The sequence below is a fragment of the Streptomyces sp. NPDC006140 genome, from assembly GCF_040628815.1.
GTDB lineage: Bacteria > Actinomycetota > Actinomycetes > Streptomycetales > Streptomycetaceae > Streptomyces.
Genome location: NZ_JBEXTS010000002.1, coordinates 379,964 through 394,646 on the forward strand (window position 1 = coordinate 379,964; position 14,683 = coordinate 394,646).

Here is a 14,683-nt window from a genome sequence, read left to right on the forward strand (position 1 = left end):
AGTTGGCGTGCACCGCACCCAACCCCCATTGGAAGGTGGCGAGTTGCCATGAAAAAGATCTCTCCTCCCCGGCCGTCGGCCGGTCTGCCGCACCGTCGGCTGTGCCTGGCCGCGGACGTGGAGCAGTACAGCCGTCTCGACACCCGGACGCAGTCGGCCGTCCAGTCCGAGCTGGTACGGCTGCTGGACGAGGCGGCCGCGCTGACCGGACTGGACCGGGCGGCCTGGACGCGTCAGCCGCAGGGCGACCTGGAGTTCGCCGTCCTCCCCGAGGCCACGCCGGAGGATGCCGTACTGGGTCTCTTCGTCCACCATCTTGCGGTCCGCCTAGGCGACCGCAACGCCCGCCCGGCCTCCCAGCGGATGAGGCTGCGGATGGCCGTGGATGCGGGCATGGTCGCGGAGGCCGCCCTCGGCCACGCCGGCCCGGCCCCGGTCGCCGTGGCGCGCTACGTCAACGCGCCTCAGCTCAAATCAGTGCTCGCCAACCTCACCGCCGCGGATCTCGCCGTCATCGTGTCGGACCGGCTGTACCAGGACGTCGTGCGGTCCGGGCGGCGGGACCTCGACCCCGCGCAGTACGTGCGGGCCCATGTGCGGGTGAAGGAGTTCGGAGGCTACGGCTGGATCCGCGTGCCGGGCCACGTGCCGGACGATGTGCGCTCTGCCATGGCGGAGGCGCCCGAGCCGAACCCCTCGCCGGACGCCGGCGCTCCGAGCCGGACGACCCTGTCCCAGTACGTTCACCAGGGCGCCGCCGTCGGCCGGGACGTCTTCGGCGGTCTCACCGTCGGCCTGCCCGTTCCCCCTCCGCCGACCGGTTCCGGGCCCGCCCGGTGACGGCCCCCTACAAGGCCCGGCCCTGGCGCGAGCGGGGCGACAGCCAGTGGGCGGACTACGGGGTGAACGTCGGCCACGCCGTGTACGGCGGCATCCACTTCCACCCGCCCGCCTCGCCCGACACACGGTCCCGGCGCCGGAACGGTACGGCGCACCCGGCCCGCATGACGCGACACGCGGCCGTGCGGTCGGCCCTGGCCGACCTCGCACGCGCCTGCGGCCGAGCCGCTGCTGCCCTGGCGTACCTCCGGCCCGACGAGGCCGGAAAGGAGGAGGAATGACATCGACCGGATCCCAGAGTGTCTTCACCCGGATCGACCGGGGCGTCCTCGGACCGCCCGGCGCCGCGTGCCCGTCGCTCACGGTGCACGTCGGCTCCCGTGCGCTCCTGCTCTCCCCGGAGGAGAGCAGGAGGGCGCTCTACGGACCGCGACGGGACGCGGCGCTGGGAGCGGCGGTCTGGCGACATGCCGTCACCCAGGCCCGCCGGGAGCCGCTGGACGGCGACGGCACCGGACGGCTGTTCGTCGTATGGCTGGCCCTCCCTGGGCTGTACCGGAACCTGCACCGGATCCTGCGCCGCTGGCGGCGGGTCGACCGGGCTGACCTGGAGGCCGAGGCCGTCCTTGCGGTGCTTGCCGCACTCGACACGGCGGACCCGGACGGCTCGGACACGGGTGGCTGCCTGATCAAGGAGGCGGTGAACCGGATGTGGGCCTACGCGAAGCGCGTCACGCGGGAGATCCCCGTCGTCGATATCGGTGGCTTCGCCGAGGCCCGCAACGCCACGGTCCCGCCGGAGGAACGGCCCCGTCCGCCGGAAGGATGGGAAGTGCACATCACGCCCCCGCCCCGCCGCGAGGGCCTGTACGCCACGCTCCGCTTCGCCGAGCCACGCCCCCGGCAAGACGGCCGGTGGACCGGCGACCGATTGCACGACCTGGCGTTCCGGGCACGCCGCCACGAGGAGGCTGATCTCATCGGCACGCTGGTCCTGCGCCCCGCGGGAGGCAGGCGGTGAGCGGGCGGTCCGGCCCGCCGCTCGGCTTCGCAGAGGCTCTCGACCTGCCCCTGAGCGTCGACCTGCGCACAGCTGCCCGCGCCTTCGGTATCTGCCCCGCGACGGCGTACAAGCTGATCCGCCTCGGCACCTTCCCGTGCCCTGTGTTGCGAGTCGGCGCACGCTACCGCATCCCCACCGCCTACCTGCTGCGCACCCTCGGCATCGAGGAGCGGCCGGTGTACGCCGTCCCTCTGGACGACGACGCGGCACCCACAGCCCGGCCCCACGACATCCACGCTCACGCATCGGAGGTTCCCGCATGATCACGTCACAGACGCTCCGACCGGAGTCGGACCAACCCCGGAAGTGCTTCGTCGTCGGTCCCATCGGCGACCCGCACGCGGCGCACGGCAGCCCCGAGCGCGAGGCATACGAGCACCACCTTGGCATCTTCGAGCAGGTGATCGCCCCTGCGTGCGAGAAGTACGGCATCAGCGCCGTGCGCGCGGACGGCATCGCGCACGCCGGTGACATCAACGAGCAGATCTGCCGGCACGTCGTCGAATCCGACCTGGTCGTCGCTGATGTCAGCGGCGGCAACCCCAACGTCATGTACGAGCTGGGGCTGCGCCACATCACCGGCAAGCCGACGATCCACATCGGGGAGGCCGGGCAGCTTCCCTTCGACATCGCGTCGATCAGGACGATCCGCTACCAGCGGACACGCAGCCATCTGGCCGGAGCGCGCAAGGAGATCGAGAGCGCACTGGAGGCCGGGCTCCGGGATGGCTTCCAACTCCTCACGCCGGCACGGGTGCTGCGAGGACTCCAGGCCGGTGAGGGGCCGGCATCTGCCTCGGAGACCGGCGACGGCGGGGTGGCGGAGGACGAGGATTCACCCGGCCTGCTCGACGACTTCGCCGTGATCGAAGACGGGCTGGACGAGATGGCCGCCGACATGGAGGCGATCACCAAGACGGTCGAGACGATCGGAGCACTGACCGAGCAGGCCGGCACCGAGATGCTCGATCTGACCCAGGCGAACGCGCCCGTGAGCGCACGGCTCGCCGCCGTCGCCCGCTACGCGGAGACGATCAGCGCACCGGCGGGCGAACTGAACACCGTCTCCGCCGCGTTCGCGGAGCGGATGGCGACCCTGGACAGCGGCGTTCGGGCCGCACTGGGTCTCATCGAGATGACGCCGCCCGACGGGCGCGGCGAGGAAGCGGATGAGTTTCTGGAGCAGCTGATGTCGCTGGACGAGGCTGCGCAGGACGGTCTGGCGCAGATCGGCTCCTTCGGAACCTCGGTGGGCGCGATGGTCCGGCTGAGTCGCTACCTCCGCAAGCCCGCGAAGGAGATCTCCGCCGCGGTGAAGCAACTGACCTCCGCCATCACGAGGATGGGGGAGTGGGCGGACAAGGCCCGTGCCCTGGCTTCCAGTTCCACCGAATGACACTGCCCTCGCAGGGTCCCGGACCTCCTCACTGCGGAGCCGAGTGGGCCTCGCGATACCACGAGGGCTGACGTAGTCGCCCGACGTGGCGGGCCCGGTCTTGGACCGAGCCCGCCACGTCGGCTCCCTGCCGGAGCCGGACACGTCTCGTACCGTCAGCGCCGCAGTGTCAGCAGGCCCGGACGGTAGGGCAGGAGGCCGTAGTCGACGCCGTCGGAGTTGGGGCTGCGCCCCTGGTAGAGCAACTGCAGATTGCAGGGATCGACGGTCATGGTCTGATCTGCGCTGGTGCGGATCAGTTCGCCGTGGCTGATGTCGTTGGTCCAGGTGGCGCCACTGTTGGCCTTCCCGGCGAAGGGATTGCTCTCGGTCGCGGCCTGGGGTGTCCACGAGCCGTTCAGACTGGTGGCCGTGAACGAGCGGAAGTAGCGGTGGCCCTGCGCGCCGATCGCCTCGACGATCATGAGGTAGCGGTTCTGGCCCTGGAGCTTGTAGACCTGCGGGGCTTCGAACAGGTTGTTCCGCGTATCGCTCATGACCACGGTCGAGGTCGAGCCGAAGCTGCCCGGGAAGTTCCCGATCGGCATACTGGCCCGGTAGATCTTGCCGTTGTCACCGGCGAAGAACAGGTACATGTTCGACCCGTCGGCGATGAGCGTCTGGTCGATGGGGCCGGTTCCGGAGTCGGAGATGCTTCCGGAGAAGAGCGGCTGCTCGGACGACCAGCCGTTCGGGTTGGTGGGGTCGCTCGATGTCCGGTAGGAGAAGGCGGTCCGGCCCCACTGGTAGGCGAGCACCCAGACGTTCTTCGGCGCGAAGTAGAAGAGCGTGGGCGCGACGGTGCCGGCCGACATCGTGTTCTGGCTTGCTGAGGCCATCTCCGGCCAATTGGTGAACAGGCCGAAGTTCATCGAACCCCAACGCGTCCCCGTGTCGTGCGTCGTCGCATAGACGAGCTGCTTGCCGTTGTAGGGGGCGACGGTGAAGTCCTTGAGCGAGACCCACCCCGGCTTGGGCTGCGCCAGCGCGCCCGTCGAGGACCAGCGGTATGACGACGGAAGCTCGCATGTGCCGGGGGTGCCGGCGCCGACCTTGACGAGCTGCCACTGCTGGTTGCTGCCGCCCCAGTCGTCGTACTGGACGATGTTCGCGTTGTCGGCGGTGGAGGCGCCTTGCACTTCGAGGGCCTTGTTGCTGTGGCGCGAGATGAGCCTCACGTAGCCGTCGGAGCTGTCGGCCAGGCGCCACTGCTGGTTGGTGGCGTTCAGGTCGGTCCACTGGACGATCGAGCCGCCGTTCGCGGTGGACCAGTTGTGGACGTCCAGCACCTTGCCCGAGTGGCGGGACTTGATGCGGTAGTAGCCGCCCCCGGAATCGACGAACTGCCACTGCTGCTGGCTCTGGTCGTTCCTGGTCCACTGGGTGATGCGGGCGCCGTCGTTGGTCGCCATGTTGTAGACATCCAGGGCCTTGCCGCTGTTGCGGTTGACCAGCACGTACGAGGCGTTGGGGTCTACGGTCGCCGCGCTGGCGGGCTGGGCACCGAGGAAGGTGGCCACGAGCAGCAAGGGCGAAAGGACGGCGAGCAGGCGTCTCAGGCGAACCGGGGGCGGGTGGCGAAACCACATCAGGGGGCCTCCTTGGGGACGGGGTGAGGTGACGCCGATGAACCGAGGAGCGGCCGAGCCGAGGGTAGGGACAGTTTCGAAACATTCGAAGCGCTCGCCGAACCTTTGACGGCACAAGCTAGGAATGTGGGGCCCTCTGGTCAAGGTCTGTCGCCGATCTGTCCACAAACAGCTCCTCCCTCCCTCGGGGCTCGGCGAGCTGGTGTGCTGGCCAATCCCTGCTCAGGCCCTATGGGACCTGCCGAAGGTGGCGCCGGAGGGGTGGGCCGTCCGGCTCGAAGCGTTCGAAAGTTGCGAATACAGAACGGAAACTTTCTTCGGTGAGGAGTATTGACGAGCCACTGTCAATCGCTCAATCATCCCTCTCTGAGTGACCGGCCGTAGTCCGTGTGTCCGGTGCTTCCGTGCCCGGGTTCCGCCCCCGCCCCGTCCGTCTGCCGAGTGCGCACGGACGCCCCTTTCCCTGCACTCCAGTCATCCGTGATGTCTACCTTGGAGGCACAGCCATGGGCTTGTATGCCCTTCCCAGACCCGTTGTCCGCCGGAAGATCCGCCACCTGCTGTTGGCGCTGGTCGTCGGCGTCCTCGGTACGGTCGCCGCACTGGTCGCGCCGCCGTCCCCCGCACATTCCGCCGAGAACACGCTCGGCGCCGCGGCGGCGCAGAGCGGCCGCTACTTCGGCACCGCCATCGCCTCGGGCCGGCTGGGCGACTCGGCGTACACGACGATCGCGAACCGCGAGTTCAACTCGGTGACGGCCGAGAACGAGATGAAGATCGACGCCACCGAACCGCAGCGGGGCCAGTTCAACTTCGCCGCCGGTGACCGCGTCTACAACTGGGCGGTGCAGAACGGCAAGCAGGTGCGCGGTCACACCCTGGCCTGGCACTCCCAGCAGCCCGGCTGGATGCAGGCCCTCAGCGGCAGCGCGCTGCGCCAGGCGATGATCGACCACATCAAGGGCGTGATGGCCCACTACAAGGGCAAGATCGTCCAGTGGGACGTCGTGAACGAGGCGTTCGCCGACGGCAGTTCGGGAGCCCGCCGCGACTCCAACCTGCAGCGCACCGGCAACGACTGGATCGAGGTCGCCTTCCGCACCGCGCGCGCCGCCGACCCGGCCGCCAAGCTCTGCTACAACGACTACAACGTCGAGAACTGGACGTGGGCCAAGACCCAGGCCATGTACGCCATGGTCCGCGACTTCAAGCAGCGCGGCGTACCGATCGACTGCGTCGGCTTCCAGGCGCACTTCAACAACGACAGCCCCTACAACAGCAACTTCCGCACCACCCTGCAGAACTTCGCCGCCCTCGGCGTCGACGTGGCCATCACCGAACTCGACATCCAGGGCGCCCCGGCCTCGACCTACGCCGCCGTGACCAACGACTGCCTGGCCGTCCCGCGCTGCCTCGGCATCACCGTCTGGGGTGTGCGCGACACCGACTCCTGGCGACCGCAGCACACGCCGCTGCTGTTCAACGGTGACGGCAGCAAGAAGCCCGCCTACACCGCCGTCCTCAACGCCCTCAACGGCGGCACCTCCACGCCCCCGCCCGGTTCCGGACAGATCAAGGGCGTCGCGTCGGGCCGCTGCCTGGACGTGCCCGGCACCAGCACCACCGACGGCACCCAGCTCCACCTGTGGGACTGCCACAACGGCACCAACCAGCAGTGGACGTACACCGCCGCCGGTGAGTTCAGGGTCTACGGCAACAAGTGCCTGGACGCCGCCGGCACCGGCAACGGCGCCAAGGTCCAGATCTACAGCTGCTGGGGCGGCGACAACCAGAAATGGCGCCTCAACTCCGACGGATCCATCGTCGGCGTCCAGTCGGGCCTCTGCCTCGACGCCGTGGCAAGCGGCACCGCCAACGGCACCCTGATCCAGCTCTACTCCTGCTCGAACGGCGGCAACCAGCGCTGGACCCGCACCTGATGGCACCTGCCACAGACGAAAGGGTGAATCGATGAAGAGCCACGGTGTGGTTTCTCCCGCCCCACCACGACGACATCGCTGGTGGTCCAGGCTCGCCGGAGTGGTGGCGGCGACCCTCGCGATCGGCATGCTCACCGCGGTGAATCCGGCGCCCGCCGAGGCGGCGACGGTGGACACCAATGCCTGGTACGTCCTCGTCAATCGCAACAGTGGCAAGGCGCTGGACGTCTCCGGCACGTCCACCGCCGACGGCGCGCGGGTCGGCCAGTGGACGCGCACCGACGGAGCCAACCAGCAGTGGCAGTTCGTGGACTCCGGCGGTGGCTTCTACCGCCTCAAGGCCCGGCATTCGGGCAAGGTTCTCGACGTGGCCGGCTCCTCGACCGCGGACGGTGCCGCGATCCAGCAGTGGGCCGACCACAACGGGGCCAACCAGCAGTTCCGCCTGGCCGACTCCGAGGCGGGCCACGTCCGGCTGATCAACCGCACCAGCGGCAAGGCCGTGGAGGTGCAGGGCGCCTCCACCGCCGACGGCGGCAACGTCGTCCAGTACACCGACTGGGGCGGCGCCAACCAGCAGTGGCAGATGGTCAAGCTGTCGTCCGGTGGCGGCGGCGGATGCGGCAGCGCCCCGACTCTGACGAGCGGCACGCACACGATTCAGAGCGGCGGCAAGACCCGCAGCTTCATCCTCAGGGTTCCCGCCAACTACGACAGCAGCCACCGCTACCGGCTGATCTTCGCGTTCCACTGGCGGGGCGGAACCGCCGGCGACGTCGCCTCGGGCGGTACGAGCGGGAGCGCCTGGTCCTACTACGGCCAACAGGAACAGTCCAACAACAGCGCGATCCTCGTTGCCCCCCAGGGCCTCGGCAACGGCTGGGCCAATTCGGGCGGTGAGGACGTCACCTTCGTCGACGACATGATCCGGCGCATCGAGGCCGGCCTCTGCGTCAACCCGGCACAGCGTTTCGCCACGGGATTCAGCTGGGGCGGCGGGATGAGCTACGCACTCGCTTGCAGCCGCGCGAACGTCTTCAGGGCCGTCGCGGTCATCTCCGGCGCCCAGATCAGCGGGTGCAGCGGCGGTACCCAGCCCATCGCCTACTTCGGAATCCACGGCATCAGCGACAACGTCCTCAACATCGGGCAAGGACGGTCCCTGCGCGACACGTTCGTCCGCAACAACGGCTGCGCCGCCCAGAGCCCGCGCGAGCCCGCGCCGGGCAGCCGCACGCACATCACCACCACCTACTCCGGCTGCCGTGCCGGATACCCGGTCCAATGGGCCGCGTTCGACGGAGGCCACATACCCGGCCCGGTCGACGGCTCCGGCGGCGAAAGCGGCGTCACCACCTGGACCAAAGCGGAGATCTGGAGGTTCTTCGCACAGTTCCAGTGACATGCCCGCAGGGGTGGAGCCAGGCTGATCCTGGCTCCACCCTCGCGACGTCTGCCCCGGTCGGGTCCCGACTTCACGCTCTAGAAGAAGCCGAGTTTCCGAGGGCTGTAAGAACAAAGGATGTTCTTCGTCTGCTGATAGTGGTCGAGCATCATCTTGTGCGTCTCGCGGCCGATGCCCGACTTCTTGTAGCCGCCGAAGGCCGCGTGGGCCGGGTAGGCGTGGTAGCAGTTGGTCCAGACGCGGCCCGCCTTGATCTCGCGGCCCAGGCGGTAGGCCGTGTTGCCGTCGCGGGTCCAGACGCCCGCGCCGAGGCCGTACAGCGTGTCGTTGGCGATCTTCAGGGCCTCGTCGACCGAGTCGTACGTGGTGACCGAGACGACCGGGCCGAAGATCTCCTCCTGGAAGATCCGCATGTCGTTGGTGCCGCGGAAGATCGTCGGCTCGATGTAGTAGCCGCCCTCCAGGCCGGGAACCGTCCGGGAGTTGCCGCCCGTGAGGACCTCTGCGCCCTCCTTCCTGCCGATGTCGAGGTAGGAGAGGATCTTCTCGTACTGGTCGTTGCTCGCCTGCGCGCCGATCATCGTGGCCGGGTCCAGCGGGTCGCCGCCGACGATGGCCCTGGTGCGTTCGACGCAGCGGGCCATGAAGTCGTCGTAGATGGACGACGGGATCAGGGCCCGGGACGGGCAGGTGCAGACCTCGCCCTGGTTCAGCGCGAACATCACGAAGCCCTCGACCGCCTTGTCCAGGAAGTCGTCGTCGGCGGCCATGACGTCGGGCAGGAAGATGTTCGGGCTCTTGCCGCCCAGTTCCAGCGTGACGGGGACGATGTTCTCGCTCGCGTACTGCATGATCAGGCGGCCGGTCGTCGTCTCGCCGGTGAACGCCACCTTCGCCACGCGAGGGCTCGACGCCAGCGGCTTGCCCGCCTCGACGCCGAAGCCGTTGACGACGTTGAGCACGCCGGGCGGGAGCAGGTCGGCGATCAGGTCGATGACGTAGAGCAGGCTGGCCGGGGTCTGCTCGGCCGGTTTGATGACGACGCAGTTGCCGGCCGCCAGCGCGGGCGCCAGTTTCCAGGTGGCCATCAGGATCGGGAAGTTCCACGGGATGATCTGGCCGACCACGCCCAGCGGCTCGTGGAAGTGGTACGCGACCGTGTCGGCGTCGATCTCCGCGATGCTGCCTTCCTGCGCGCGGACCACGCCGGCGAAGTACCGGAAGTGGTCCACGGCCAGCGGGATGTCGGCGGCGAGCGTCTCGCGGACCGGCTTGCCGTTCTCCCAGGTCTCGGCGACCGCGATCTTCTCCAGGTGCTGCTCGATGCGGTCCGCGATCCGGTTGAGGATGTTCGCTCGTTCCGTGGTGGACGTGCGGCCCCACCTGTCCGCCGCGCGGTGCGCCGCGTCCAGGGCGAGGTCGACGTCGGCCGCGGAGGAGCGGGCCACCTCGCAGAAGACCTCGCCGGTCACGGGGGTCGGGTTCTCGAAGTAGCGGCCCTCCACCGGGGCCACCCAGTCGCCGTCGATGAAGTTGTCGTAGCGCCGGGCGAAGCTGACGATGCTGCCGTCGGTTCCTGGCTGCGCGTACACCATGGCGGCTCTCCTCGGGGCAGGGCGGGTGACGGCCACGCCGTCGTGACGCCCCTCACTGTGCGACCGCGAGGTTGGCACAAGGTTGGCGCCCGTGACGGGGCTCAGTCGCGCAGCGCCGTCGTCAGCCGGCCCGTCGCGATCGCCCTTCGCGTGTCCTCCGGCCCCAGCAGACGCAGCGCGTGCTCGTGGATCTCCGCGTCGTACGGGGCGCGTTCGCCGTAGCGCAGGGCGTATTCGGGACGCGTGCTCGCCAGCACGGCCTCGCGTACGGCCACTTCCAGGCGGGTGCGCCACTCCTCGATGCCCGGTGCCTCGGAGCGGGGGAGCAGCGGGCCGCCGTACAGGCGCAGGGCGGTGTCCGTGTCGCCCTGTTCCAGCGCGCGCAGCACGTCCGCGGCGTCGCAGGACACGGGGGTGGTGAGGGCGTAGCGGCGGGGCGAGACGCCGCCGCCGAGGGCGCGGCGCAGGTGCGAGATCTCCGCCTTGAAGGTGGACGCCGTGACCGGTCGGTCGCCGTACAGGGCGGCGCGCAGCCGCTCCGGGGAGAAGCCCCCGGGTTCGAGCGCGAGCAGGGTGAGGATCTCCAGCTGGCGGGGGCGCAGGGCGAGCCGCCGCCCCTCCCGTACGGCCCGCTCGGCGCCCAGGCAGGTGAGCCGCACCTCGCCGGGGCCGGACACCGCCTCGGGGCCGAGGCGGGCCTCGATCGTGGACACCAGGGTGCGTACGGTCGACATGGCCAGGGGATGCGAGCGGTCCCAGGTCGTGGACAGGTCCAGCACGCCGAGGACGCGACCGTCGGGGCCGTGCACGGGGGCGCAGTAGCAGACCCAGCCGTGCAGCGCCGACACCAGGTGCTCGGCCGAGAAGACGGAGCTGGGGCGGCCGGTGCGCAGGGCGAGGGACAGGGCGTTGGTGCCCATCGCCGGCTCGTCCCACCGGCCGCCCGGCGCGAAGTTGACCCGTTCGGCCCGGCGGCGCATGGTCGGGCCGCCGCAGGTCCACAGGATGGTGCCGGACTCGTCGGTGACCGCCGTGACGAACCCGGCGTCCTCGGCGATGCTGCGCAGTTCCCCGGCGAGGGCGGAGACCGGCCCGTACAGCGGTGAGGACGTCCAGCGCTGGTGGACCCGGCCGCCGTCGGTGACCGGTGCGCTGTCCCGGGAGGGGTCGACGCTGTTCAGCGAACGCGCCCAGGACTCGGTCACCTCGTGGCGCAGCGCGGCGCTGCCGCCCGGCCGGGTGCCGGGAATGCTCAGCCGCGGCACCCAGCGGGACCACTCGTGCTCCAGCACGGCCCTGCGCTGCCGGAGGTCAGGGCGCTGTGACATGGCCTCTCCCCGCCGTCGTCCCGGGACGGCCGGCGCCGGGCTCGGGGCCCGGGCCGGTCGTCGGCGTGACGACAGTGTTACCGGATTCCCGCCGCCGGGGCGAGAACCCTGTTCGAGCGGAGGACGCCCGCGCGAGGGGGCCCGGGCGTGTGCTGAACGGGCGACCGGCTGACTGGATGTTTGTCCGGTGCCCGCATGCCGCCGTCCGGGTGACGGGTTCACTCGACCCGACGGAGGGGGTCCCGGCCGCGTACCACCGGCGCGCGGTGCCGCGTTGCCCTGGCATGGACAGTACTGAGACGGCGCGGCGCCTTCTCGCGGCCGATGCCGCGCCCCGGCCGTACGCCGAACTCACCAACGGTTACGCGGGCCATCCGCCGATCTACGCGGCCCTGGTGGCCGAGTGGGAGGCCCGCGGCCACGCGGTCCCGGAGCACCGCGACGGCCAGTGGGTCTCCTTCGCCGCGCCGGCCGAGAGCGAGACCTGGACCGCCGTCACCTCGTGGACCGCCGGCCGGCACATGGGCCCGGTCGTCCCGTCCGGGCCCCGCCTCACCAGCCGTCCGGCACCACAGGGTCCGCGCTGACCGGTGCGAGCACGGCGAGGGTGCCGGTGGCCTCGCGCAGCGCCGACTCGAGGGCACCCGGGCGGTGCAGCGTGCCCGTGCCGTCCGGCGGGACGAGCCACTCCAGGCGTCCGGCGGGCCGGTACGGCGGCGGCACGGCGACCCAGGAACCCCGGCCGACGTGCCGGACCCCGAAGCCGATCCACTCGCTGACCGGATCGGGTGGCAGGAAGAACCCCACTCTGCGCGCGGCGGAGTCCACCAGGGTGGGGCCGGGCACCTTCAACGGGTCGCGCCACAGGATGTCCAGGGCGAGGAGGCCGAGCCGGTCGGGGACGGAGAGCACGTCCCAGTAGCGTCCGGCCTCCACGACCGCCGTCCCCGTGCCGTGGTCCCACTCGCGCTTGCACTCCTGCGGATCCGTGGCCGCCGCGGCGAGCCACTCGACGGCTTGCTTCCACATGACGCTCTGCATGGCCACCCCAGGCGCAGTCGGCGGCGCCGCGAGGGCGCGCGCGGGACACGGGCCGGTGGCCCGCGGGGTTCCGCGTGCCGCCCGGCCCTGGCCATGCTCGTAGATATTTCTACGCGCTGGAAGGGGTGGCGCGGTCTGGCGTTTACGTCGCGCATGTCCCGGTCGAAAGGGTGCACGCGAAGGTGCGACCCGTAAGGCATCGGTCAACTCCGCACGCGTGCATGGTGCTCGTGCGCTGGCTTGACCCGTGCGACCGGCCGCACGGGTGTCACCAGCGGGGCAGCCGCAGCTCGTAGTCCGGGCGGAACCGCCGCATGTAGCCGGTGTCGTCCCGGCTGCGCATCCCGGAGTCCACGTACCGCCGGTGCAGCCGCTCCAGCCGGTCGTGGTCGAGCTCGACGCCCAGACCCGGCCCGGTGGGCACCTTGACCTCCCCGTCGCGCAGCTCCAGCACGCCCGGCACGATCACGTCGTCGGCCGAGTTCCACGGGTAGTGCGTGTCGCAGGAGTGGTCGAGGTTGGGGATCGCCGCGGCGACATGGGTCATCGCGGCGAGGCTGATGCCCAGGTGCGAGTTGGAGTGCATCGACAGGGCGAGCCCGAACGCCTCGCACACAGCGGCCAGTTCACGGGTCCGACGCAGTCCGCCCCAGTAGTGGTGGTCGGTGAGCAGGACCTGGATCGCGTCCTGCTCGACGGCCGGCTTCAGGTGCTCCCAGGCGATCACGCACATGTTCGTCGCCAGCGGCATGGGCGAGACCTTCGCCACCTCGGCCATGCCGGGAATGCCCTTGGTCGGGTCCTCCAGGTACTCCAGGACACCGTCCAGTTCACGGGCCACGTACGCCGACGTCTCCACCGTCCACGCCACGTTCGGGTCCAGCCGCAGCGGCTGCCCCGGGAAGGCCTCCGCCAGCGCCCGCATCGCGGCGATCTCCTCGTCGGGCGGGAAGACACCGCCCTTGAGCTTGAACGACCGGAAGCCGTACCGCTCCTGCATCAGCCGGGCCTGCTCGACGATGCCGGCCGGGTCGAGCGCCTCGCCCCAGTCGTCGGCGATGGCGGGACGGCCGTCGAGCGCGGGGTGCTCGGCCCACTTGTAGAAGAGGTACGCGGCGAACGGCACCGAGTCGCGGACCCTGCCGCCCAGCAGGTCGCTCACCGGACGGCCGAGCAGCTTGCCCTGCGCGTCCAGGCACGCGACCTCCACGGCCGACGTGGTCCAGCCGCGCTCGTGGGAGCTGGGCACGGTCGGCCGCAGCGCCGCGTCGATCGCGGCGGAGACGGCGGTGGCGTCGAAGACGTCCATGCCGACGACCACCTTCGCCGCGGCGTGCAGCCGCTCCAGCCGGGCCGCGCCGCCCGGGGACTCGCCGAGCCCCACCGTGCCGTCCTCCAGGACGAGCTGGAGGACGATCCGCAGCGCGAGCGGCTCGTGCACGCCGTTGGAGTTGAGCAGCGGCGGGTCCCCGAAGGCGATCGGCGTGACGATCAGCTCACGGATACGCGTCGGGCTCATGCGCCGACCACCTCCAGACCGCGGTCGATGAGTTTCGCGAGCCGGGCGAGGTGCTCCGGCGCCGGATCGAGCAGCGGCGCCCGGACGCCGCCCACGTCCAGGCCGCGCAGCGTCACCCCGGCCTTCACCAGCGACACGGCGTAGCCGGGCACCTCGTCGCGCAGGGCGACCAGCGGTCCGTAGAACTCGTCGAGCAGCAGGGACACCAGGGCGTCGTCGCCCTCCGCGAGCGCCCGGTGGAAGGCCAGGGCGATCTCCGGGGCGAAGGCGAACACCGCCGAGGAGTACAGCTCGACGCCGACCCCCTGGTACGCGGGCGCGGTCATCTCGGCGGTGGGCAGGCCGTTGAAGAACTGGAAGTCCTTCCCGCCCGGCACGGCACGCACCGCGCGGACGATGCGGTGCATCCGCTCGATGTCCCCGATGCCGTCCTTGAGGCCGACGACCCCCGGCAGGGCGGCGATCTCGGCGGCCGTCCGAGCGGTGAGCCGGGCGGTGCCCCGCTGGTAGAAGACCACGGGCAGCCCGGTGGCGGCGGTGACCTCCTCGACGTACCGCACCAGGCCCTGCTGCGGGGCGCTGACCAGGTAGGGCGGCAGCAGCAGGATGCCGTCGGCACCGGCGCGTTCGACGCGGACGGCATGGTCCCGGGCGACCGGTGTGGGGCCGCCGGCCGCCGCGAGGACCGGCACCCGGCCGGCCGTGGTCGCGACGGCGACCCGCGTGGCCCGCTCGATCTCCTCCGGCGACAGCGCGTGGAACTCGCCGGTGCCGCAGGCGACGAACACACCTCCCGCGCCCGCGGCGACACCCGACTCGATGTGCTGGGCCAGCCGTTCCTCGTCCAGTGAGCCGTCCGCCGCGAACGGCGTGACCGGGAAGAACAGCACTCCTTCGAACTTCATGTCTCCCTCAGGGGTGGGGGGTT

The 14,683-nt window shown here is 70.7% G+C and carries 14 protein-coding genes; 8 read left to right on the plus strand and 6 right to left on the minus strand.

The annotated features are described in order from the left end of the window. The first annotated feature begins 48 nt into the window (after positions 1–48). Genes ABZ386_RS06940 through ABZ386_RS06960 form a run of 5 tightly spaced genes read left to right on the plus strand, consistent with a single transcriptional unit; the run spans position 49 to position 3,299 of the window. Positions 49–840 carry a hypothetical protein gene (locus ABZ386_RS06940; RefSeq protein WP_358963994.1) on the plus strand — a complete coding sequence of 264 codons (792 nt, stop codon included), beginning with the start codon at positions 49–51 and terminating at the stop codon, positions 838–840. Next, positions 837–1,121 carry a hypothetical protein gene (locus ABZ386_RS06945; protein ID WP_358963996.1) on the plus strand — a complete coding sequence of 95 codons (285 nt, stop codon included), beginning with the start codon at positions 837–839 and terminating at the stop codon, positions 1,119–1,121. Before ABZ386_RS06940 ends, ABZ386_RS06945 begins: the two co-directional genes overlap by 4 nt. Next, entirely contained in the window at positions 1,118–1,861 is a 744-nt protein-coding gene (locus tag ABZ386_RS06950) for a hypothetical protein (protein WP_358963999.1), read from the plus strand. Before ABZ386_RS06945 ends, ABZ386_RS06950 begins: the two co-directional genes overlap by 4 nt. Continuing rightward, on the plus strand, positions 1,858–2,166 hold the full coding sequence (locus tag ABZ386_RS06955) for a helix-turn-helix domain-containing protein (RefSeq protein ID WP_358964002.1): 309 nt from the start codon (positions 1,858–1,860) through the stop codon (positions 2,164–2,166). The genes ABZ386_RS06950 and ABZ386_RS06955 overlap by 4 nt, the downstream gene beginning before the upstream one ends. Then, a complete protein-coding gene (locus tag ABZ386_RS06960) occupies positions 2,163–3,299 on the plus strand; it encodes a hypothetical protein (protein ID WP_358964005.1) in 1,137 nt (378 codons plus the stop codon). Before ABZ386_RS06955 ends, ABZ386_RS06960 begins: the two co-directional genes overlap by 4 nt. Positions 3,300–3,454: 155 nt before the next feature. On the opposite strand, the gene ABZ386_RS06965 is transcribed toward ABZ386_RS06960, so the two are convergent. Then, entirely contained in the window at positions 3,455–4,927 is a 1,473-nt protein-coding gene (locus ABZ386_RS06965; RefSeq protein ID WP_358964007.1) for a non-reducing end alpha-L-arabinofuranosidase family hydrolase, read from the minus strand. Positions 4,928–5,433: 506 nt separating this feature from the next. On the opposite strand from ABZ386_RS06965, the gene ABZ386_RS06970 reads away from it, so the two are divergent. Together ABZ386_RS06970 and ABZ386_RS06975 are read left to right on the plus strand one after the other, a co-directional pair. Beyond that, positions 5,434–6,867, plus strand: a complete 1,434-nt coding sequence (locus ABZ386_RS06970; protein WP_358964009.1) for an endo-1,4-beta-xylanase — start codon at positions 5,434–5,436, stop codon at positions 6,865–6,867. 100 nt (positions 6,868–6,967) lie between these two features. Then, positions 6,968–8,269, plus strand: a complete 1,302-nt coding sequence (locus tag ABZ386_RS06975; protein WP_356672496.1) for an RICIN domain-containing protein — start codon at positions 6,968–6,970, stop codon at positions 8,267–8,269. Positions 8,270–8,349: 80 nt separating this feature from the next. On the opposite strand, the gene adh is transcribed toward ABZ386_RS06975, so the two are convergent. Together adh and ABZ386_RS06985 are read right to left on the minus strand one after the other, a co-directional pair. Next, positions 8,350–9,867: an aldehyde dehydrogenase gene (gene adh / locus ABZ386_RS06980; RefSeq protein ID WP_358964012.1), complete on the minus strand. Its 1,518-nt coding sequence runs from the start codon at positions 9,865–9,867 to the stop codon at positions 8,350–8,352. A 101-nt stretch (positions 9,868–9,968) separates the two neighbouring features. Continuing rightward, positions 9,969–11,195 (minus strand): GAF domain-containing protein, encoded by a 1,227-nt coding sequence (locus ABZ386_RS06985; protein WP_358964014.1) that lies wholly within the window; start codon positions 11,193–11,195, stop codon positions 9,969–9,971. 284 nt (positions 11,196–11,479) lie between these two features. On the opposite strand from ABZ386_RS06985, the gene ABZ386_RS06990 reads away from it, so the two are divergent. Further along, on the plus strand, positions 11,480–11,782 hold the full coding sequence (locus ABZ386_RS06990) for a hypothetical protein (RefSeq protein ID WP_356500820.1): 303 nt from the start codon (positions 11,480–11,482) through the stop codon (positions 11,780–11,782). Here the strand turns inward: ABZ386_RS06990 and ABZ386_RS06995 are convergent. The 3 genes from ABZ386_RS06995 to ABZ386_RS07005 all read right to left on the minus strand — a co-directional run bounded on the left by ABZ386_RS06995 (position 11,748) and on the right by ABZ386_RS07005 (position 14,660). Next, a complete protein-coding gene (locus tag ABZ386_RS06995) occupies positions 11,748–12,236 on the minus strand; it encodes a hypothetical protein (RefSeq protein ID WP_351336832.1) in 489 nt (162 codons plus the stop codon). The genes ABZ386_RS06990 and ABZ386_RS06995 overlap by 35 nt on opposite strands. A 268-nt stretch (positions 12,237–12,504) precedes the next feature. Next, positions 12,505–13,755 carry a glucarate dehydratase family protein gene (locus tag ABZ386_RS07000; RefSeq protein WP_351336829.1) on the minus strand — a complete coding sequence of 417 codons (1,251 nt, stop codon included), beginning with the start codon at positions 13,753–13,755 and terminating at the stop codon, positions 12,505–12,507. After that, positions 13,752–14,660: a 5-dehydro-4-deoxyglucarate dehydratase gene (locus ABZ386_RS07005; RefSeq protein WP_351336826.1), complete on the minus strand. Its 909-nt coding sequence runs from the start codon at positions 14,658–14,660 to the stop codon at positions 13,752–13,754. The genes ABZ386_RS07000 and ABZ386_RS07005 overlap by 4 nt, the downstream gene beginning before the upstream one ends. Positions 14,661–14,683 lie beyond the last annotated feature (23 nt).